The organism is Streptomyces sp. NPDC028331, from assembly GCF_055565775.1.
The window spans coordinates 229,734-250,537 of sequence record NZ_JBVHTR010000011.1 but is presented as its reverse complement, the minus strand read 5'-3'; the positions used below and the strand labels follow the sequence as shown (position 1 = coordinate 250,537).

The 20,804-nt window shown below is 70.5% G+C and carries 17 protein-coding genes; 8 read left to right on the top strand and 9 right to left on the bottom strand.

All coding sequences use genetic code 11. The features are described from left to right. Positions 1-21 precede the first annotated feature (21 nt). Together ACZ4SW_RS18910 and ACZ4SW_RS18905 are read right to left on the bottom strand one after the other, a co-directional pair. Positions 22-1,269, bottom strand: coding sequence for a sugar ABC transporter substrate-binding protein (locus ACZ4SW_RS18910; protein ID WP_468244373.1), 1,248 nt, complete (start codon positions 1,267-1,269; stop codon positions 22-24). 139 nt (positions 1,270-1,408) lie between these two features. Beyond that, on the bottom strand, positions 1,409-2,455 hold the full coding sequence (locus ACZ4SW_RS18905) for a LacI family DNA-binding transcriptional regulator (RefSeq protein ID WP_468244370.1): 1,047 nt from the start codon (positions 2,453-2,455) through the stop codon (positions 1,409-1,411). 493 nt (positions 2,456-2,948) lie between these two features. Here ACZ4SW_RS18905 and ACZ4SW_RS18900 point away from each other — a divergent pair, with 493 nt between their 5' ends. Next, positions 2,949-4,505 (top strand): alpha-L-arabinofuranosidase B, encoded by a 1,557-nt coding sequence (locus tag ACZ4SW_RS18900; RefSeq protein WP_468244368.1) that lies wholly within the window; start codon positions 2,949-2,951, stop codon positions 4,503-4,505. Between the two features lie 162 nt (positions 4,506-4,667). On the opposite strand, the gene ACZ4SW_RS18895 is transcribed toward ACZ4SW_RS18900, so the two are convergent. After that, complete coding sequence (locus ACZ4SW_RS18895) at positions 4,668-5,186, bottom strand: DUF2690 domain-containing protein (protein WP_468244365.1); 519 nt, start codon at positions 5,184-5,186, stop codon at positions 4,668-4,670. A 141-nt stretch (positions 5,187-5,327) separates the two neighbouring features. On the opposite strand from ACZ4SW_RS18895, the gene ACZ4SW_RS18890 reads away from it, so the two are divergent. Continuing rightward, positions 5,328-6,356, top strand: coding sequence for a helix-turn-helix domain-containing protein (locus ACZ4SW_RS18890; protein WP_468244363.1), 1,029 nt, complete (start codon positions 5,328-5,330; stop codon positions 6,354-6,356). Here ACZ4SW_RS18890 and ACZ4SW_RS18885 read toward each other — a convergent pair. From ACZ4SW_RS18885 to ACZ4SW_RS18875, 3 genes are all read right to left on the bottom strand, one after another. Then, positions 6,309-6,878 (bottom strand): carbonic anhydrase, encoded by a 570-nt coding sequence (locus ACZ4SW_RS18885; RefSeq protein ID WP_468244361.1) that lies wholly within the window; start codon positions 6,876-6,878, stop codon positions 6,309-6,311. The genes ACZ4SW_RS18890 and ACZ4SW_RS18885 overlap by 48 nt on opposite strands. 558 nt (positions 6,879-7,436) lie before the next feature. After that, positions 7,437-10,703, bottom strand: coding sequence for a GH92 family glycosyl hydrolase (locus ACZ4SW_RS18880; protein ID WP_468244358.1), 3,267 nt, complete (start codon positions 10,701-10,703; stop codon positions 7,437-7,439). A gap of 750 nt (positions 10,704-11,453) precedes the next feature. Further along, positions 11,454-11,828, bottom strand: a complete 375-nt coding sequence (locus tag ACZ4SW_RS18875) for a VOC family protein (protein ID WP_468244355.1) — start codon at positions 11,826-11,828, stop codon at positions 11,454-11,456. A gap of 780 nt (positions 11,829-12,608) precedes the next feature. On the opposite strand from ACZ4SW_RS18875, the gene ACZ4SW_RS18870 reads away from it, so the two are divergent. Further along, a complete protein-coding gene (locus ACZ4SW_RS18870; RefSeq protein WP_468244352.1) occupies positions 12,609-12,773 on the top strand; it encodes a hypothetical protein in 165 nt (54 codons plus the stop codon). A gap of 396 nt (positions 12,774-13,169) precedes the next feature. Beyond that, complete coding sequence (locus tag ACZ4SW_RS18865; RefSeq protein WP_468244349.1) at positions 13,170-13,766, top strand: polysaccharide deacetylase family protein; 597 nt, start codon at positions 13,170-13,172, stop codon at positions 13,764-13,766. A gap of 209 nt (positions 13,767-13,975) precedes the next feature. Here the strand turns inward: ACZ4SW_RS18865 and ACZ4SW_RS18860 are convergent, their stop codons facing one another. Then, complete coding sequence (locus ACZ4SW_RS18860; protein WP_468244347.1) at positions 13,976-14,905, bottom strand: NADP-dependent oxidoreductase; 930 nt, start codon at positions 14,903-14,905, stop codon at positions 13,976-13,978. Between the two features lie 92 nt (positions 14,906-14,997). Between ACZ4SW_RS18860 and ACZ4SW_RS18855 the strand changes: the two genes are divergently transcribed. Beyond that, the gene (locus ACZ4SW_RS18855) at positions 14,998-15,567 is read left to right on the top strand and encodes a TetR/AcrR family transcriptional regulator (RefSeq protein WP_468244345.1); all 570 of its coding nucleotides are present in this window, start codon (positions 14,998-15,000) and stop codon (positions 15,565-15,567) included. 394 nt (positions 15,568-15,961) lie between these two features. On the opposite strand, the gene ACZ4SW_RS18850 is transcribed toward ACZ4SW_RS18855, so the two are convergent. Then, complete coding sequence (locus tag ACZ4SW_RS18850) at positions 15,962-16,312, bottom strand: hypothetical protein (protein ID WP_468244342.1); 351 nt, start codon at positions 16,310-16,312, stop codon at positions 15,962-15,964. Positions 16,313-16,730: 418 nt separating this feature from the next. On the opposite strand from ACZ4SW_RS18850, the gene ACZ4SW_RS18845 reads away from it, so the two are divergent. The 3 genes from ACZ4SW_RS18845 to ACZ4SW_RS18835 all read left to right on the top strand — a co-directional run bounded on the left by ACZ4SW_RS18845 (position 16,731) and on the right by ACZ4SW_RS18835 (position 18,865). Then, positions 16,731-17,462 carry a dienelactone hydrolase family protein gene (locus ACZ4SW_RS18845; RefSeq protein ID WP_468244340.1) on the top strand — a complete coding sequence of 244 codons (732 nt, stop codon included), beginning with the start codon at positions 16,731-16,733 and terminating at the stop codon, positions 17,460-17,462. A 269-nt stretch (positions 17,463-17,731) separates the two neighbouring features. Beyond that, positions 17,732-17,911: a hypothetical protein gene (locus ACZ4SW_RS18840; protein WP_468244337.1), complete on the top strand. Its 180-nt coding sequence runs from the start codon at positions 17,732-17,734 to the stop codon at positions 17,909-17,911. A gap of 84 nt (positions 17,912-17,995) precedes the next feature. Then, positions 17,996-18,865 carry a class II glutamine amidotransferase gene (locus ACZ4SW_RS18835; protein WP_468244334.1) on the top strand — a complete coding sequence of 290 codons (870 nt, stop codon included), beginning with the start codon at positions 17,996-17,998 and terminating at the stop codon, positions 18,863-18,865. Positions 18,866-19,081: 216 nt separating this feature from the next. Here ACZ4SW_RS18835 and ACZ4SW_RS18830 read toward each other — a convergent pair whose 3' ends face one another. Beyond that, positions 19,082-20,764, bottom strand: coding sequence for a RecQ family ATP-dependent DNA helicase (locus ACZ4SW_RS18830; RefSeq protein ID WP_468244332.1), 1,683 nt, complete (start codon positions 20,762-20,764; stop codon positions 19,082-19,084). Positions 20,765-20,804: the final 40 nt, after the last annotated feature.

Sequence of the window (20,804 nt, the reverse complement as noted above, 5' to 3'; positions counted from 1 at the left end):
TGCGGTCCGGGGGCATCCTGGTTACTTGGCGGCGGACTGCGCCGCGGCCAGCGCGTCCTTGGGCGACTTGGACCCGCTGAGGGCGGACTGGACGGCCTTCCACATCTGCTCGGAAATCTTGGGGTACTTGGTGCCCAGGTCGTCGCTGGTGCGGCCCTTGGCCGCCTTCACCGCGTCCACCCACGGCTTCAGCTCGGCGTTCGCGGCCACCTGCTTGTCCTGGACCTCGCTGGTGGGAGCGACGTAGGACAGCGTGGTGTCGGTGGTGTAGAGGTTGTCGGTGCTGGTCAGGCAGCTCGCGAGCTTCTGGGTGGTGGCGTAGCGGCCGGTGTCCTTCTGAACCGGGATGGTGACGAACTCGCCACCGGTCGGGGCCGAGGCGCTGCCTCCGTTCGCGCCGGGGACGGGCAGGACGCCGTACTCGAAGCCGGCCTTCTTCGCGTTGGCCAGCTGCCAGGTGCCGTTCTCGCTGAACGCGTAGTCGCCGGTGGCGAACTCCTGCCAGCTGGTCGTCTGGGTGTTGTTGAGCACCGAGTTGGGGGCGTAGCCGTTCTTCAGCCAGTCCTTCCACAGGCTGAGGGCGGACACGGCCTGGGCGGAGTCGAGTTCGGTGAGCTTGGCGCCCGCGCCCCAGAACCACGGCAGGAACTGGAAGCTGCCCTCCTCCGTGCCGATCGCCGAGAACGTGATGCCCTTCTTGCCTGCCTTCTTGACCTTCTCCAGCGCCGCCGTCAGTGACTTCCAGTCCTTGACCGAGGAGATGTCCACCCCGGCCTCCTTCAGCACCTTCTTGTTGTAGTAGAGGGCGAGCGTGTTGGCGCCGATCGGCGTGCCGTACGTCTTCCCGCCCGACTGGCCGGCCGCGAGCAGGTTGGGATCCACCTTCGAGGTGTCCAGCTTGTTGTCGTCGGTCGTGGTGAGCACGCCCGCCTCGGCCAGGGTCGAGACCACCGGGTTGTCGACGATGAGGACGTCCGGCGAGTTGCCCTGCTGCGCCGCGAGCAGCGCCTTGTTGCCCAGGTCGCTGGTGTCGAAGCCGGTCCGCTTGACCGTCACTCCCGCCTTGGTGCCGCACTGGTCCAGCAGCTTGACCCAGGCCGAGCTCTTGTCGAACTGCGGGTAGGGGTCCCAGATGGTGTACGTGCCGCTGCCGGCGCCCTTGGCGTCGCTGCTGCCGGAGGAGGAGTTGCATGCGGTGGCACCGGCGGCCACGGCCAGGGCGGTCAGGGCCGCTGCGGTCAGACGGCGCTGTCTGGAGGAGCTGTTCATCGCGAGGTCCTTAATTCTTGGCATGCGGGTGCCGAGGGCACGGGATTGCCGGGTGGTGGGGCACGCCGAACGAACACTGGTGAGCGATTCGAGCGATCGGCGGGTGAAGACAGGACGCGGGGGTTGCCAGTGGGATCGGTCAGGGTGTGGTACCGGGACCGGTGTCCGCGGGGGTCGTGACTCCTGCGGGCCCTGTGCTGGCCCGCAGGGAGATGGGCGGCGCCAGGAGATGGTGCCGGGGCGGCGCGTCAGGACGGTCGAGCCGCTCCACCAGCAGCTCGACGGCGAGTCGGCCCATCTCCTCCGCCGGTACGTCCGCCGCGGTGAGCTGCGGGGTCACCGTCTGCGCCCAGCGGCCGGCCACGACCCCGGTGACGGAGAAGTCGCGCGGCACATGGCGGCCGGCCTGGGCGAGCCCCCGGTACAGGCCGCCCAGAGCGGCCTCGTTCAGCGTGACCAGGGCCGTGGTGGCCGGCTCGTCGTGCAGGATCCGCTCCAGGCATGCCTCGCCCGAGGCGGCGTCGTCCCCGCAGCAGTACGTCCGGACCGTCAGCCCGCGCTCGGCCGCGGCCTTGGTGAAGCCCTCCAGGCCGCGGTGCGCGGACTCGTACCCGGCCCGCAGCAGTTGTTCGGGCCGGTTGACGAAGGCGACCCTGCTGTGGCCGAGGTCGGCGAGGTGGTGGACGCACGCTTCCGCGAGCGCGGTGTGGTCCAGGCCGACCCACCAGCCGCCCTCCGGACGGGCGGTACGGCCGATGGCGACGGAAGGGAAGCCGAGTGCGGCCAGGTGATCGACCCGGTCGTCCTCCAGCCTGATCTCCATCAGGATCGCGCCGTCGACCCGCCGCTCCCCCAGCAGCCGCTGGAAGGACCGGTCGCTGTCCACGCCGCTCGGTGACAGCAGCACGTCGTAGTCGTGGACCGCGGCGGCCTCCACCACGCTGCCGATGAAGTCCAACTGCATGCCGGTGTAGTGGTTTCCGGCCGGCGGGAAGACCAGGCCGATCGTGCTGGTCCGGCCGTTGGCCAGGGCTCGGGCGCTGGCGCTGGGCCGGTAGCCCAGCTCGTCGACGACCCGCTGGATCTTCCGGCGTGTGTCCTGCGAAACCGGGCGCTTGCCGCTCAGCGCGTAGGAGACGGTGCTCCGCGAGACACCGGCCCGCCGGGCGATCTCACCGATGTTCACGGCAACTCCTTGATCGAACCGGTTCGATAACGGACGGGATCATCCGTCGCTTGTGAGGATGTGGGACGGGATGAGGAGCGAGAGGCCGGTCGTCGAACCGGTTCGCGTGAAGTGAAGGTAGGAACTGCCCGAACCCCTGTCAACACCCCTGGCGACACTTCCGTTTCCCGAAAAGGGACCGGTAGGACCTTGGGGCGAAGGCGTTGCTGGTCGAGTGTCCGGATGCTAGGTTCTCGAACCGGTTCGATGAAGTGGTTCTCCCGCCGCGCTCCGGTCTGCTCGATGCCCACCCGCAGGGCGTGCTGCTCCGCCGCGCCGTGCAGGGCCTGCCCCTTGTCCGTTTGCCCGGGACGCGGACGCCGGTCAGGCCGAGCTCGGCACCCGCAGGACGAGTGCATGTCCGCCGTCGAGGCCCCGCCTGCGACCGCGACGCTTCCGCCTCGGTTCGTCAGCGCCGACGCAGGCCCCCCTCCCCCTCTGAAGGAGTTCCTCCATGCCCGCTCAGCCGTGGATGCGCCGCGCCCGGCGCGCGCTCCTCGCGGCCGGCACGACCGCCGTGCTCGCTGCCGGCCTGCTCGCCGGCACCGCCACCACCTCGCAGGCCGCCACCCAAGAACCGTGCGACATCTACGCAGCCGGCGGCACGCCCTGCGTGGCCGCCCACAGCACCACCCGGGCGCTGTACGCCGCGTACAACGGGCCCCTGTACCAGGTCCGGCGTGCCTCGGACGGCACCACGAAGGACATCGGGGTGCTCAGCACGGGCGGGTACGCCAACGCCGCCGCGCAGGACTCCTTCTGCGCCGGCACCAACTGCGTGATCACCGTCGTCTACGACCAGTCCGGGAAGGCCAACAACCTCACCCAGGCCCTTGCCGGGCAGTTCCCCGGTCCGGCCGCCGGCGGCAACGACAACCTCGCGCCCGCCACGGCGGCACCTGTCACCGTCGCCGGCCACAAGGCGTACGGCGTGTTCGTCGGCCCCGGCACCGGGTACCGCGACGACCACACCAGCGGCATCGCCACCGGTGACGCGGCCGAGGGCATGTACGCCGTCCTCGACGGCACCCACTACAACGGCAACTGCTGCTTCGACTACGGCAACGCCGAGACCGACAACCGCAACGACGGCAACGGCACCATGGAGGCCATCTACTTCGGCAACATCAAGCTCTGGGGCTACGGGGCCGGCAACGGGCCCTGGGTGATGGCGGACATGGAGAACGGCCTGTTCTCCGGCCGGAGCACCGGATTCAACGCCAACGACCCGTCCCAGAGCAGCCCCTTCGTCACGGCGATGCTCAAGGGGCAGCCCGATCACTGGGCGATCCGGGGCGGCAACGCCCGGTCCGGCGGCCTCTCGACGTACTACGACGGAGCCCGGCCCACCGGCTACACCACGATGAAGAAGCAGGGTGCCATCATCCTGGGCATCGGCGGAGACAACAGCAACGGGGACTCCGGCACCTTCTACGAGGGAGTCATGACCGCCGGTTACCCGACGGACGCCACGGAGAACGCCGTCCAGGCCGACATCGCCTCGGTCGGCTACACCGCCCCGGCGCCGTCGACCGCGCTCGCCCCCGGTTCCCGAATCTCACTGCGGGCCACCACGGCGTGCTGCACCTCCGACTACATCAAGCACGACGACGGCGACGCCTACGCCGTGATCGCGAACGTCACCTCGTCCTCGTCGGCGACCGCCAAGGCAGACGCGACCTGGATCGTCCACGCGGGTCTTGCGAACTCCTCCTGCGTCTCGTTCGAGTCCGCGAACACCCCTGGCGCATACCTTCGCCACTACGCCTTCCGTCTACAGCTCAACGCCGACGACGGAACCTCGCAGTTCGCACAGGACGCCACCTTCTGCCCGCAGGAGGGCAACAGCGGCCGGGGCTGGTCCTTCCTGTCCTGGAACCACCCCAGCAGGTACGTCCGGCACTACGACTTCACCGTCTACGCCGCGTCCAACGGCGGTTCGGACGGCTTCGACGCCCTGAGCGACTTCGTCGACGACAGCACCTGGATGGTTGCCTCTCCCTGGTCCTGACCTCCGGGTGGCCCGCAGGGAGACGACGGACCGAAGCGGACGTCCCAGCCGGTGGCCTCCTGGCCGGCCGGAAGCCGGACCAGGTCGGATGGGAGGGGGGAACGGTCCGGTGCGCCGGGCACGCCCCGGCCGGATGGGTCGGCCGGGGCGGTCCGTGTCACCTCACTGGTTGGCCCAGATCTGCTTCAGGAAGGTGCCGGAGGAGTCGAAGACGCTCATGGGTCCCTCGGTGTAGTTGGTGCCGTCCACCATGTCCGTCCAGGCCGGCCAGCCGGTGGCACCGGCGTAGTAGCTGCCGTTGCAGGTCTCGAAGGTCTTGCCGCTGTTGTTGTCGTTCGACGGGAAGCACGACTCGGCGATGGCGCCGGTCTTGGCGGAGTTCAGCTCCCACACGGAGCCCTGGACCTGCCAGCCCGCGCTCCGGGCGGCGTTGTTGAGGGTCATCTCCACCCAGTTGGCGTTGCAGCCCTTCGAATAGCGGTTGTAGACCGTGGCCGTCTTGGAGCCTGAGGTGTAGGTCGCGGTCGTGGTGGAGGTGATCCCACAGCCGTACTTGTACGGGTCGTGGCCGTTGCACGAGCCGCCGGAGCAGGAGGCGGCCCAAGCGGGACCGCCGCCGCCGAACACGAGGGTGGAGGCGATCACGCTGGCGCCGAAGGCGCAGGCCAGAAGCCGCTTCATGGAAGACCTTCCGTCGTGGTGGATGTCGCTGGTGCGGTTCACCGGTCTAGCAGCGGCCGGCCATGACCAGAACGTGTCTACCGGCCCGGATGGACAATGCAGAACAATGCCGAAGGTCCGCCGAAGCATCAGGAAGGCCCCATGCCCGGTCGCCGGAGATCGCCGATCACCGCTACAGGCCCACGAGCCGCCCTCGCCCAGCGGCTGCGGGACCTGCGCGACGAAAGCGGCCTGACACTGCAACAGTTGTCGCAGAAGTCCGGGTACTCCAAGGCCGCGCTCTCGGCTGCGGAGTCGGGGCGCCACAGTGCCACCTGGGAGCTGGTGGACGCGTTCGTGGTGGCCTGCGGCGGCGAGGCCGCGCACTGGCGGCAACTGTGGGAGCTGGCCCGGGACACCGCGCCGGGGGACGCCGCCCCCACGGGCACGCGGACGGGCGCTCCGTCCGAGCCGCCCGAGGAGCCGGCCGACGACGCGCTCCCCACCTCGGCCGGCCGGGGATCGGCCCCTTCGGCGCCTCGGCCACGTGTCCTGCGCCGCAGGCTGGTCGGCGTGGCCGCGGTCGGAGCGGTCGTGATCGTCGCGCCGATCGTGGCCTGGCTCACGGCGGGCAGGACGATCGGCGCCGACACGCAGAGTCCGGCCCCCCGGTCCCAGCCGGTCGCCGTGCGTCCGGCCGCCGACGGCACCGATCCCTACGCCGACGGGTGCCGGGCCGACGCCAAGCAGCTCGACTGGCAGCCCGTGGCCTGGGCCGACGGCAGCCGGAACTACGGGACGATCCTGCTCATGTACTCGCCGGCGTGCCAGGCGGCCTGGGGCTATCTGACCGGCCCGGTCTCTGCGAAGTGGGACGCCGTCATCGTGGCCCACCGCGATCCCGATCGCGCCAGTGCCCCCTCGCACTACTCCGGAGAGCAGTCGCTGCCGGGAAGCTGGGGCAACGTGCTGTCCACCCGGCCCGGCTGCGTCTCCGTGGAGGCGTATGTGATCCAGGGCCGGCGTACCGGGCCGCATGCCCGGACGGCTTGCTTCCAGCCGGGTGCGCCCGCCTCACCGTCCCGGGAGGGAGGACGACCGTCCGCCGCCCGCGAGCAACGCCCGTCCGTCTCTGCGACCGGTTCAGGAGGGCGCGCCGGCCAGGACCTCCACCTTGCCGGTGTCGAGTGAGTAGTAGGCACCGACCACCGCCAGGGAGCCCTTGCGCACCAGTGGAGCGAGGTCCGCGTTGGAGCGAAGCGTGGTGGCGGTCAACTTGACCTGGGCTCGTGTCATCGTCCCGACCGGGTCGGCGCCGCCTTGCTTCACTGCCTGCTCGTACGCCGGCCGCAGCGCCTTGACGACGGCCTGCAGGTTGCCGGGCAGAGGTTTGCCGTCACGCAGGGACTGGTACGCCGCCTTGACGGCACCGCAGCGTTGATGGCCGAGGACCACGATGAGCGGGGTGCTGCTCGTCATGGGTCCGTACTCGACGGAACCGGTGACCACCGGATCGACCGTCTGCGCGCCGGTGCGCATCACGTAGAGGTCACCCAGCCCGGTGTCGAAGAGAAGTTCGGGCGGCACTCGGGAGTCGATGCACGAGAGAACCGCGCCGAAGGGCTTCTGTTGCTGCGCCACGAGCTGGCGCCGGTCCGGATCCCGGTCGGGGTGCTGAAGGTTTCCGCTGACCCAGCGAGCGTTGCCGTCCATGAGTCTCGCGAAAGCGGTGGCGGGCGTGGTCGGCCGCTCCGCGGGCGAAGCGTTGGCCGCCGATGTGCCGGCGTTCGTCGATGTGACGGCGTTGGTCGACGAGCACCCCGCAAGGGCGACCGTGGCGCCTGCCAGTGAACCGGCAAGCAGAAACCTACGGTCCAAACGCCCTGTTGTGCCCATCGGCTTTCCCCTTTGTGCCGTTCGAACCCACGCCTGTCTGCGGACCGGGGCAATTGTTCAGCCTGGTGGAGTGGCCCGGCGGCAGGCGCAAGCGGACGCGGGCTGGTTTGCCCCCGACGGCCCACAGAAACGAGCCCGGGCGGCGGCTTGGGCGCCGTGGCGCCGCACCAGCGCGATCGGTGGCGTCGGGACGATCGGTGGCGTCGGGACATCCACCGACCCGCGCGTGCGCAACCACATCGGAGCGACAGCGCCCCGGCGAAACGCCCGCGCTCCCCCTCCTCGGGCGGGGCGGCCGGGCCCGCACACCCGGCGGGGCCGGCCCCCGGGCTCGCGCCCGGGGACCGGCCCGCCGTCGTCAGCGCCTGCCGTGCCTCACTGGCCGAAGCCGTAGGCGAACAGGTGGTCGGTGCCCGTCGAGCCCGTCACCGGCAGCGTGATCGACGCCACCTGCTTGGACGCGTCGAGCGGGACCTTCGTGGCGAAGACGTAGGTCTTCACGTTGTCCCGGCCCCCGCTCCCGGTGTTGCGGTAGGTCATCGCGACGGCCGTCGTGTCACCCGCGAGCGGCTTGCTCGACCCGCCGTTGAGCGTCCAGTCCGAGAAGCCGACCGTCGCCTGAGAGGTGGTTCCGTCGGTGTAGGTGACGGTCACCGTGCCCGAGACCCCGCTGCCGTCGGTCGGCGCGTTGGTCGCCGCGCCCAGCAGGCCCAGCGACGCGCCCGACGTGCCGGCCGGCATCTGAATGGTCTGGCCGGCCATCTCCAGGTTGTCCAGTCGGCCGGACGCCACGGTCGGCCAGACGTAGGGGATGCCGTCGACCGTGACGGTGGAGCCGCTCGTGGCGCCGCCCGCCGACAGCGCGTTCTGTGAGAGGGCCCAGCCGCCGCCGTCGAAGCCGCCGGAGAATTTCGTACCGTCGGGGTAGACGCCCTCGTTGGTGTCGTACGGCCACAGCGCACCGGCCTTGGCGACGGCCACGCGGAGGGTCGCCCCGCTCAGTGCCGCACCGGTGCTGTGGTCGGTGAGTGCGAAGGTGACCGGGAACGTGCCCTCGTTCGTGCCCGCCGTCACGTGGACCTTCGCCTCGGCGCTGCCCACGGCGGGCACCTCGACCGAGCCGGACGCCGTGTCCAGCGTGACGCCGGAGGGCACCGTCGCCTTCCAGTCGACCGTGACGGCCTTGCTGCCGAGGTTGGTCACATCGAGGGTGCCGTCACCGGACGCACCCGGTTGGAGCACCAGGCCGTCGCTTGAGGGACCGGTCGCGGCCAGCACCCGGTCGCCGCCCGTGGTGTCCGACGGCGGCACCGCCGACGGGTCGGACGCCCAGGAGGTGTCGGGCCGGGTGCCGAGGGTGAAGTCGACCGTGCCCGCGTTCCTGAACTGCTGGTACGTCAGCCAGGAGTTCTTCCACTCCTTGCCCTTGACGTCCAGTGACTGCACGTACGGCGCGTCGGGCGCGGCCTGCGGTGCGTTGATCTGCACCGTCTTGCCCCCGGCGAGAGTCACCTTGGCCACCGGGAACACCGGGCTGCCCAGCACCAGGGTGTCCGCGCCCGGGGTCTCCGGGTACATGCCGAGCTCGGACCAGACGTACCAGGAGCTCATGGCGCCGAGGTCGTCGTTGCCGAAGGAGCCGACCGGAGCGTTGAAGTACAGGTCCTGCTGGGCCCGGCGGACGGCGGCCTGCGTCTTCCACGGCTCGCCCGTGTAGTCGTACTCCCAGGGGATCTCCACGCTGGGCTCGTTGCTCAGATCCGCGTTGGTGTTGCCGGGGTTCGTGATGTTGTCCAGCAGGCTGTCCAGGAAGGACGAGTACGCCTTGGCGCCGCCGCGCGCCTGGATGAGCTGCTTGAGGTTGAACGGAACCATCGGCGTGTACTGGGCGGAGGTGCCCTCCACGAACCCGTTGGAGGTGCCCGGGGTGAAACCGCCCGCGAACTGGCCGTCCATGTTCTTGCCCTGCATGTAGCCGGTCTGCGGGTTGAAGACGTTCATCCAGTCCTGAGCGCGGGTGGCGAACTTCTCGTAGACGGCCGTCCTGCCCAGCGACTTCGCGAAGGCGGCGAGGGCGTAGTCGGCGGAGTCGTACTCCAGCTGCGTGGAGACGGGGCCGTAGAAGTTGCAGCAGCCGTAGTCCTTCTCGTCGAGCGGGAGGTAGCCCTTGGCGTCCCGCACCGACTCGCCGGGGCGGTCGTTGTTCGGGACGGTGGCCTCGTGCTGCAGGGCGGCGAGTGCCTTGTCCGTGTCGAAGCCCCCGGCGCCGAAGGCGTACGTATCGGCGATGATGCCGGCGGCCGGGTCACCGACCATCACGTAGCTCTCGCCGTTGTTCGAGGCCCACTTGGGCAGCAGGCCCGTCTGGTCGTAGCCGTTGAGCATCGAGGTGACGACATCGCTGGTGACCTTGGGCTCGACCATCGCCATCAGCTGGGTCTGGGAGCGGTAGGTGTCCCAGCCGGAGTAGTTGGCGTACTGGGCCTGCTGGCCCCTGGCCAGCTTGTGGATCTGGTTGTCCATGCCCATGTACTGGCCGTTGTCGTCCGAGAAGACGTTCGGGTGCAGCAGCGCGTGGTAGAGCGCGGTGTAGAACTGCACCTGCTGGTCCGCGGTCCCGCCGCCGATCTGGATCCTGTTCAGCACCGCGTTCCAGGCGTCGTGGTTCGCCTGCTCGACGGCGTCGAAGTTCCAGTTCCTGATCTCGGTGGCGAGGTTGTCGGCCGCGCCTGCGTCGCTCGTGTACGAGATGCCGACCTTCGCGCGTACCGTCGGGTTCGAGGAGGTGTCGAAGGTCAGGTACATACCGTTCGCACCCGTCGTGGGCGGCTGCACGGCCGTGCCACCGCTTCCGTGCACGGTCGGGGACGGTGCCGCCGGAACGGTGAAGTGCTTCTCCTTGAGCGGCTTGGACGGGCGCACCTGAAGGTTCTGCCGGGCCCTGCCCGCCTTCAGTGACGTCGCGTTGGGGTTGATGGTGCTGCCGACCCAGGTACCGCTCGCGCTGAACGGCTGGTCGAACTTGATGTCGAAGTGCAGCGTGTACCTGTTGCTCGCGCCGCAGAAGTGACCGCTGTCGATCGCGCCGCTGATCTCCTTGTCGTTCACCACCTGGACGCGGGTTCCGTCGACCTGGGTGGCGCCGCCGCTGAGCTTGAACAGCAGGTTCGCCTGCTGACCCGCGGGGAACGTGAAGGCGCCCAGGCCGGCGCGGACGGTGTCGGTCAACTGGGTCTTGACGCCGTTCGCATCGGTGACCCCGTAGTACCCGATGCCCGCCTTCTCGTCGTCGTGGCTGAAACCGACGGACGCGCTGCCGAGGTTGCCCGACAGCGCGCCGGTCACCGGCAGGATGGGCAGGTCGCCCGCGACGCCGCAGCCGGGTCCCGAGACGTGGGTGAGGCTGAAGCCCGAGATCTTTTTGTCGTTGTACTCGTAGCCGCCACCGTCAGGACGGTCGGGCGTCGTGTCGGGGCTCCATTGCACCATGCCCGCCGGCATGTCGGGCCCGGGGAAGGTGTCCACCGCACCGGATGTGCCGATGAGGGGGTTGACGAGGGACGCGGGATCCTTCACGAAGGCCGGCGTCGCGGCGTTCGCGGCATGGGCGCCCCCGATCGCCGGGAGTGGGAGTACGGCCATGCCCAGGATGGAGACCACGGCCAAGCGTTGACGCGATCTCTTTCGGTTACGTGGCGCGGCTGAACGTTGGGGTCGGACCATCGGTTGCCTCCGCAGCGGTTCGCGCTTCGCACATGAGGTGCTGACGTGCCGAAAAACGCCGGAACGCCAGTGACAGGCAACGGTGCCGGTCGCCTCGACGGCCTGACAACGTTGCCATGCACGGGTGTTGAGTGAAACGCGCGTGCTTATGGCGTGTCAACGAGGCCAACGAGACTTTCTGAGCGCGAAGTTCGCAGCGGGGCTCTTTTCGGCGCCGTGATCTCGGGGCCTCGGAGCGGGCTCCGATCCCCCGACGGTCCGGCGACCGGCCCCGGCCCGGCCATCATGCGCGGACCCCTGCGGTCCAGGAGGGCGCGGGACCGGCTCAGGGGCCGGTCCAGGAACTGTCCGCCCGATCACGGTTCAGTGTGCGCGTGCAAGGCCGGGGCGTCGGCGCTGCGACCGGCCTCACAGCAGGTCGTACATCCGGAGTTGATGCGGGGGCCGTGACAGAGGTGGGCGCCGGCGAGGCCGAGCGCACGCCGGGGCCCATCGGCTCCTGAAGCGCATTGCACAAACCCGCTGCGCGGGTCACCGCACCCGCGGCGACGTGCTGGTGCGGGCCGCCTCGCCGGGCTGCGCCTGGCTGATCGAACCCGGGGCCGAAGTCCCCGTCCGACGGCCGATCCTGCCGCCGCGCCCCAGCGACTGCGCTGGGGCCCGGTGGACTCAGTGGAGGCAGAGGCAGAACGGATGGCCGGCCGGGTCCGCGTAGACCCGCCAGTTGGCCCCCGGGCGGAGCTGGTCCGTCCGCTCCAGCACGGTCGCGCCGAGGGCCAGCGCCCGCTTCTCCTCACCGTCGAGGTCGTCCACGTCGAAGTCCAGGTGGAGCTGCTGCGGGCGCTCCTGGCCGGGCCATTCGGGCGCTCGGTAGCCGTCCACCCGCTGACAGGCCAGCGGCGTCCCCTCGAAACCGTGCACCTCGACCCAGTCGGAATCCTCCTGATCCGCGACCACACGCCCGCCGAGCAACTCGGCGTAGAACTCAGCGAGCCGTACCGGATCGGCGCAATCCAGCGCGACCGCCTGCAGCTTTCGAATCACGTTCCGACACCCCTCCTCATCGGCCGCTTCCGCGACACCCCCGCACGGGAGGGGTCGTACCCGTCGCGGCGGCGGGCATGCAGCCGAGGACGCTGATCGGGGTGAGCACCCCCGCGTCCACTACGGTCCAGCGCGGGCCGTGACTGGCGAGGTGGAGCGGCATGGCCGACGCCCCGTCAGCAGATCAGCCGATGCCATGTCGGCGAGGCTTCTTCCGGAACGGGAGGCCGCGCGTTGAGCCGCCTTTCGGTTTTTCCGATGACGGTTCACCGCCCGCGAGGGCGGCGAACCGTCGACGAGGCGAGGCGGACCGCGTCTGTGTCAGCCGGCCTCGGCAGGGCGCCGTCGCGCGCCGCCTCCACCGGCTCGGTTACCGCACCACTGGCATCGACTGCGCGTCCAGCGCCATCACCGCGACCCGGAACACGGGATTTCCCCCGTGCGGCGATGAGCCGGTCTCGCGTCTCACGAATTTCGCCACGGACGGCCGCGCGCCCTGCCGGATCGTGCGTATGCGGTCGTCACCTACCGCTTGGTCCACTGCACCGGGAACGGCGAGGTGGGCGAGGTGGTGGCGGCGAGGCAGGCGAAGTGGTGGCGTTGCTGCTGCCGCTGTTCGACTCGCGCCCTTTCATCTCAGGACGCAATTCGCAATGCGACGTTTATCACATATGGGAATTGTTTAGCCGGGCGACAGGGGTCTTTTATTGTGGTCGGACATCAGGCATAAACCGGACGTGCTGGCCATATCCGTCGAGAGCGGGGATCCGCGGCAGGGCGATGGAGCTCGCCGCCCGGCCGGCCCCGGAGCGCTTCGGAGCGACCGGTGAGCCCTGGGCGCTGACGCCCGGGGACGTGGATCTCCAGCGGACCCCGACCAAGGACGCCGCCGTGCCGTCGACCGGCAGCGCGCCCGCGCTCGGTCCCTCCTGCGCGTCGACATGACCAGTACCAGCACCGATTCGGGCACCGAGTGGTGCCGACGGAGGTAGATCTGTGGCAGTGGCCAGAATCAAAGGGGCCTCGGCAGCCGCCCTGACGGCGGTGGTCGCGGGAGCCGTGCTCACCGCGTGCGGCCCGCACGGAGGCGGGCACGTGTCCCAGAGCTCGCCCAGCAGCGCGACTCCCCCGACGAAGCTCGCCTCTCCCGGACCGCACTCGTCGTCCCCGGCGCCGTCGCCCTCGTCCGCTTCCCCGTCCGCGTCGGCATCCGACCGCGCGGCAGGAGGAGCGCAGTCCGGCAGCGGCAGCGGCTCCTCCGCGACGCCGTCCGGGCCCGCATCGCAGTCCGGCTCTGCGAATGCCTTCGGGCGGCTGCCGAGCGCGCCGCCAGGCTCCGACATGGTGGTCAGCCACACCGTCGAGGGCAGCGGCAAGTCCGTGGCGCTCACCTTCGACGACGGCCCCGACCCGCGGTGGACCCCGCAGGTGCTGGCGCTCCTCGCCCGGCACCACGCGAAGGCCACCTTCTGCGAGCTCGGGCCGCTCGCCCGGAGCCACCCGTACCTGACGAAGGCGATCGTCGCGAGCGGGGACCGGCTGTGCGACCACTCGGTCCATCACGACGAGCAGCAGAGCCGCAAGCCGGTCGAGTACAACGTCCACGAGATCGTCGACGCCAAGCGCGAGATAACCGACGCAGCGGGGAGCGGCGCGAAGCTGATGTACTACCGGGCACCCGGCGGTGACTGGAGCCCGACGATCCGGGCGATAGCCGGCGCCAACCACCTGCAGCCGCTTGGCTGGAGCGACGACGCCAACGACTGGCGGCGCCCGGGTGTGGACGGCATCCTGCACAACATCAACCAGGACCTGCGCCCCGGCGCGATCATCCTGATGCACGACGGCGGCGGTGACCGTTCGCAGACGGTGCAGGCGCTCGCTCGCCTCCTCGACCAGTTGGACGCGCAGGGATACAGCTACGGCTTCCCGGCCTGAGACGCCCGCCGATGATCGCCCGACGCGGCGTCGCCCATGACTCAGGACTGGGCGACGCCCACTGGGCGACGTCCGCCGGGTGGCCGAGCGCACCGGACACGAGGTGGCGCATCGTCGCGTCCTACTCCACGGCCCCGCGCCGAGCCGAGCGGCCGGCCCCTCGGCGTCGTCGCCGGCAGGGCAAGGCGCAGCCGCTCAGCGGAGACGGGTCACAGCGTGATCACGACCTTGCCGTGCACGTGGCGTCCGGCCTGCAGTGCCACGGCGTCGCGGATCCGCTCGATCGGGAAGGTCGCGGCGATGGGCACGGTGATCCGGCCCGCGAGGATCGCGTCGATGATCCGCTCCAGGTCGGCCCGTCCGGCTTCGCTGCCCCCGGTCGCGCGCACGCCGCCGGGAGGGTTCGGGCCCGCGGCGATGGTGGAGATCCGCTCAGGCGGAACGCCGAGTGCGAGCGCGGTCTCGGCCGTCTCGGTACCGAACAGGTCGGTCGCGGCGGTCACACCCTCGGGAACCAGCGTCCGCACGCGGTCCGCGAGCCCCGGGCCGTACGCCACGGGCTCGGCGCCCAGCCGCCGCAGGAACTCGAACGTGCCCTGCGAGGCGGTCCCGATCACTCTGGCGCCGGTGAGCTTCGCGAGCTGTACGGCGAACACGCCCACACCGCCGCCGGCACCGCCGACCAGGACCGTGTCATCGGGCCGCAGGCCGATCGCCTCCAGAGCGGCTGCGGCGGTCAGGCCGGCCACCGGAAGCGTGGCCGCCACCTCGTCGCTGATGCCGTCCGGTGTGTGGAACAGCGCGTCGGGTGCCTGAGCCGGAGTCCTCATCACCAGGAAGTCGGCGGCGGCCTTCGCCATCGCGCCTCCGTAGACGCGGTCGCCCACGGCGAACCCATCGGCGCCGGCTCCGACCTCGTCGACGACGCCGGCGAAGTCGTACCCGAAGCCGGACGGCACGGTGACGCCGAACCTCGCCGCCGCTTCCCGGTTCGACGAGAGGATCCAGTCCATCGGGTTCAGGCCGGCGGCTGTCACGCGGACGCGCACCTCGCCCGGGCCGGCATGCGGCTCCGGGGCATCTCGCAGCTCAAGCACCTCGGGGCCTCCGAAGGTCTGATAGACGACGGCTCGGCTCATGAACGGACCTCCATGGGGATGGGCGCCCAGTGATGGGACTTGGTCTCATCACCATACACGAGTGATGGGACCAAGTGCCGTAGACTGTTCTCATGGCCCGCTGGCAGCCCAACGCACGAGAGCGACTCGTCGTCGCCGCCCTCGAACTGTTCGAGGAGCGGGGCTATGAGCACACGACGGTGATCGAAATCGCTGAGCGTGCGGGGCTGACGAAGAGCACCTTCTTCCGGCACTTCCAGGACAAGCGGGAAGTGCTCTTCGGCGGGGAGACGATGACCGGACTGCTCGCCCGAGGGATCGCCGAGGCGCCGGGAACCGCCACGCCGCTCGAAGCGGTGGCTCACGCCCTGGACGCGGCCGGAAGGGAAGCGTTCACACCCGCCCGCCGCGAATTCAGCGCCCGCAGGCGTGCGGTGATCGCCGCCCATCCGGAGCTGCGGGAACGTGAGGCGCTGAAAGGCATCGGTCTCACCGCATCGATGGCCGACGCCCTCAAGCGGCGCGGCGTTCCCGACCTGACCTCGTGCGTGGCCGCGGAACTGGGCGCGCTCGCCTTGAGGATCGCCTATGAGCGCTGGAGCGAAACGACTGACGGCGACGACTTCGGTGACATCGCGCGTCGAGCGCTCGGCGATGTGCAGGCAGCCGGCGCCTTGTGCTGACACCGGCGGAGCCCGTGCAGCCGGACGGAGTTGCTGAGCAGTCGACGGTGGCCTGGAGCAAACCGATCCCAACCAACCGCACGGCGAGGGCTCTGCCTCGGTATCCGAGGACAGGGCCGCCGGCTGTCGGCGGCGCCTGAATCGCGCCCCTCCGGCGGCGCACGTCCGACGAGGAACACAGGCAGCCGTGCGGCCCGAGGCTCGAGGCCGTACGGCTGCGGTCGGGTCGGACTCGCTCGCGGGACGCCATCGCCGTCGTCACCAGGCCGAGGATGAGGGCGACGGCTCCGGTGACGGTGTTGCTGACGACGGTCCCCGCAGCCGCCGTCGCATGCATTGTGCTCATTGCGGCCCACGGTGATGGCAACGCGTATGGCACATCACGAGACGGCTGCTACTGCTCCGCCTCCGTTTCGAAGTGCAGGGAAATGGACTGGAGCACGTCGCCGGCGGAGACGTCGGCACGTCCCTCGTCGTGGATCTCGGCGAGTTGCACGAAGGCGAGCGCGAACGCCGACGCGATGTGCGCGATGGCCGGCCCGAGCGCTCGGCTCACCGCGGTCGCGACCTCCCGGGCACTCGCGTCAGCAGGCACCTGGATACGGGGCAGCATTTCCTCCAGCAGCGCAGAGACCGCTTCACTCTGCGGCACATCTCCGTCATCCCGCTCGCGGGCTTGGCGTCGCATCTCCAGCGCCTCGGTGAGGATGCCGACGACCCGCTGCATGATCTCTCGCTGCTCCATGCGGGAACGGTACGCCGCCGCGGCGACGGCATGTGATCACCACCGTGACATTCCGCGGGTAGCGGTCGGCGGCGAGCTGCATGAGCGGCTTCGGCCTCGGGCGTGTCGATCAGAAGGGCGCAGACGCGACTGCGGTGCACGATCGCACGGCATCGGCCCGGACAGTGCGTGGCTACGCCGATCAGCTCAAGGGCGGGCCAAGGTCGAGTGGCCCCCCGCAGCGCACCGGCCGACGTGAGGGCGGGATCAGTTCTTCGTAGGGGTCTGGCTCAGCCTTGCGCGTCCCCTCGGTCAGCGGGGCGGGCGCAGCCGCGGCTGTGCCCGCCGGTACTTGTCCGCGGCTGCGCCCGCCTCGGGAACGGCCTTGGCTGCGCGTAGAGTTGAGTCCGCATTCCGCGATCGAAGGCACGGGGGACTGATGACAGGTCAGTGGGAGACACTCGGCGAGGCGGGCGGCATCGAAGCCCACGTGCACCGGCCGGTGGGTGATGTGCGCGGCGCCGTGGTGGTCTGCTCCGAGTTGTACGGAGTCAACGCCTACGTCCGCGAAACCTGCGCAGAGTTGGCGGCGGCCGGCTACGTCGCGCTGGCGCCGGACTACTACTGGCGCAACGCTCGCCGCACCGAGCTCGGATACTCTGCCGAGGAACGCGAGGAAGGCCTGGTGCTGATGCGCGCTCTGGACCGGGACGAGTTGGTGGCCGATGCGTCGGCGGCGCTGGCGGCGGCGCGCGCGGAAGCCGGGGAGCGGGGCGTGGCGTTCCTCGGGCTGAGTATGGGCGGGCACATCGCGGTGCGGGCCGCGACCGAGCTCCGGTTCGAGCTGGCGGCGGTCTTCTACCCGGGTTGGCTGCTGAACAGTGGCTTCCCGCTGGTCGGCCCGGTGCCCCCCTTGGAGACCAGCGAGCAGATCGCTGCGGGCGGCGCCTTCCTGCTGGGCTTTCGCGGCGAACTGGACCACATCATCCCGGCCGAGGAGTGGGAGCAGGCGGAGCAGCGACTCACCGAGGCGAAGGTGCCGCACGAACTGGTGACCTACCCTGGCGCCCGGCACGGTTTCGCCTGCACAGACCGCCCGGCCGACTACGATCCGCAGGCCGGCGCGGACGCCTGGCGCAGGGTCTACGCCGCCTTGGCGTCGCACCTCTAGGTTCGCGCACGGCCCGACCCGCCGGCCTCGGCGCCCTCGCCGTGGCCCGCGCGGTCGAGCGGCCGGTCGCCGCCGTGGGCACGGGCCACCTTGCAGCTCGACGTCCCACACGTCGCCCAGACCGTTCGCGCTGCGGCGGCACGACCGCCGAAGGAGGCATCGATCACTCCGCATACGGATGGCTGATTCCGGTTCGCCGGTTCGCTGCTTCGGCAGGGGGAATCCCCGACAGAGCGACGCCTACCAGTACAGAGAGGGGCGAGCGGCGTATGACGGAGCGTGATCAACGCGGCGAGAGCCGGGACCCGGCCGACCTGCTGCTGGAGGACCCGCGCCGCGTCCTGCCTCGGCTGGACAAGCAGGGTGAGCCGCACCGCGACGCCGAAGACGCCGGTGGCTTCGCCCACCGGGCGGTGACCAGGAACCCTCGCCGCCCGGGCCGTCGCTGACCACGGTCCACGGTTCCCGAGCCCGCACGCCGACCGCCCGACACCGGCGGCGGGCCGCCCGTCCGCCGTTTCGAGGAGGAACCCATGTGCCGCCTGTTCGGTCTCAGCTGCGCTCCGCGGCGCGCCCACGCCACCTTCTGGCTGCTGGACGCCCCCGACAGTCTCAGCCGGCAGAGCCACCGCGACCCGGACGGCACCGGCCTGGGGTACTTCGCCTCCGACGGCACCCCGCACGTCGACAAGGCACCCATCGCGGCGTACCAGGACCGGGCCTTCGCCCAGGAGGCCCGGCAGAAGGAATCGGTAACCTTCCTGGCCCATGTGCGCTTCGCGTCCACCGGCAGCCTGGACGTGCGCAACACCCATCCCTTCGAGCAGGACGGGCGGATCTTCGCGCACAACGGTGTCATCGAGGGGCTGGACAAGCTCGATGACCATCTCGGCGAGGACCGGTCGCTGGTCCGGGGCGACACCGATTCCGAGCGGTTCTTCGCCCTGATCACCCGGGAGACGCGCAAGCACGACGGTGACGTCTTCGCGGGTATCGAGCAGGCCGCCCGCTGGGTCGCCGGGAACCTGCCCGTCTACGCCCTGAACCTGGTCCTCATCACCTGCGACGAGCTGTGGGCGCTGCGCTACCCGGACACCCATGGTCTGTACGTCCTCGAGCGTCAGGGGGGCGGCCAGCACGGCAACCGGCATCTCGATCACAGCGGCAGCCACGGCCGCATGCGCATCCACTCCGAACACCTGGCCACCCACCGCGCCGTCGTCGTCGCCAGCGAACGCATGGACGACAACCCCCACTGGCGCGAGATGCAGCCCGGCGAACTTCTCCATGTCGGCCCCGACCTGCGCACCACCCGCCGGCTGATCCTGCCCGACGCCCCGGCACGCCGGCTCGGCCTCGACGACCTGCGCCCCGACGCCGCCGCCTCCCAGACCGCCCTCTAGTGCTGTGACCGGAAAGGTTTGCCGGGAAGCTCGCGGCGTCCGGTGCGGTACATCGCAAGGCGGAGCATCGCCCGCGTACTGGATGTACTCGGGTGATGCGACAACGCGGCGAGGTGCCGTGCCGGGCGTCGCGAGCCGGTGAACCTTTCCGGTCACAGCACTAGCCGGCGCGGGGATGTGACCGGCTCCTCAGCCCGGCGCCGAGAAGTGGCCCGGTCACCGTACGTCGGCAGCGAGCAGGCCGTGTTCTTCGACGGCTCGCAGGGAGAGCGTCTTGTATCCGACCTGCTCGAACAGCACGACGATCCGGTCCCCCTCGGTGTGCATGACCGTGCCGGGCCCCCACTCGGCGTGCCGGACCCGGTCGTTCGAGGCGTACGGAACGGTGCCCGCCCCCGGTGCGGCCGCTTCCGCCGGTTCCGGCTGCTGCGGTCCGGCGCTGTCGCAGACGTCGCATCGCCCGCACGGCTCGTCGAGCTGCTCGCCGAAATAGCCCAGCAGGTACTGGCGGCGGCAGGAGAGGGTCTCCGCATAGCCGCGCATCATCTCGATACGGGACCGGTCCATGCGGCGCTGCCTGTCGAACTCCTCCGCGGCCGGTCCTGCGGCCTCGGCGGGGGTGCGGCCGGGCAGTGCGCGCACCGGTCGGCGTCCGCCTCCGGTGGTGACGGCTCCGGCCTTCTCGAGCAGGTTGACCAGATCGGTGGTCTTCTGACGGGAGAGGCCGCACCGCTGGGCCAGGAGGCGGCGGGTGACCGGGCCTTTCTGGTCGAGCAGGAACGACATCACTCGCTCGAGGCCTTCGGTGTCCAGGGTCCTGGCGGTCAGGAACTTCTGCAGTCCGAGGTCCTGGGAGCGGTAGAACAGCACGGCTCGGGCCGGTTCACCGTCCCGCCCGGCCCGGCCGATCTGCTGGTAGTAGGTGTCCAGGGAGTCCGGCGGCGAGGCGTGTGCCACGAAGCGGACGTCCGGCTTGTCGATGCCCATCCCGAAGGCGGAGGTGGCCGCCACCACGCGGGGGCTGCCCTTCATGAAGCCGTCGTGCACCCGGCGGCGGTCGGCCGCCGACATTCCGGCATGGTACGGCTCCGCGTCCACTCCCCTGTCGCGCAGTGCCGTCGCATAGGTGACGGAGTCCTTGCGGGTGGCGGTGTAGAGGATGCCCTGCGTCGCGGCGTCCGCGGTCCAGTCCACCACCGCTTTTCGCTTGTCCGCGTCGTCGGGGAAGGTCTGCACGGCGAGGTGGATGTTGGGGCGGTCGGAACCCGTGGATATCACCAGGGGATCGCGCATGCGGAGGTACTCGACGATGTCCGCCCGGACGGGCGCGGCGGCGGTCGCCGTCAGTCCCAGTACGGGCGGACGTCCCAGTCTCTCGGCGATCTCGCCGAGCCGCAGGTAATCAGGGCGGAAGTCGTGTCCCCAGTCCGAGACGCAGTGCGCCTCGTCCACGACGAACAGTGACGGCGTCAGACGGCGCAACCGGTCCACGACGCCGTCCTTCGCCAGTTGCTCCGGGGAAAGGAACAGGTACTCGGCCTCTCCCTCGCTCGCTGCCCGCCAGGCCTCGTCGGTGGCCGACTCCGGCTGGGCGGAGTTCACCTCGACGGCGTCAGGCGCGGCACTGTCCCGCAGCCCCGCGACCTGGTCGCGTTGCAGGGCGATCAGGGGCGAGACGACCACGGCCGGTCCCTTCAACCACACCGTCGGCACCTGGTAGATCGCCGATTTGCCGGCGCCGGTGGGCATGACCACCAGGACGTCCCGTCCCGCGCACAGCGCCTCCATCGCCGCAAGCTGCTCGTCGCCGAGATCCGCCCAGCCGAACGTCTCGCGGGCGATGTCACGCAACTCGGCGCCCCGGGCGCCGCGGCCCGCGGCAGGTGTCCTGGTCGGCACGGCGGCGGACACCTCCTGAGGTTTTCGAAGAGATCCGGCT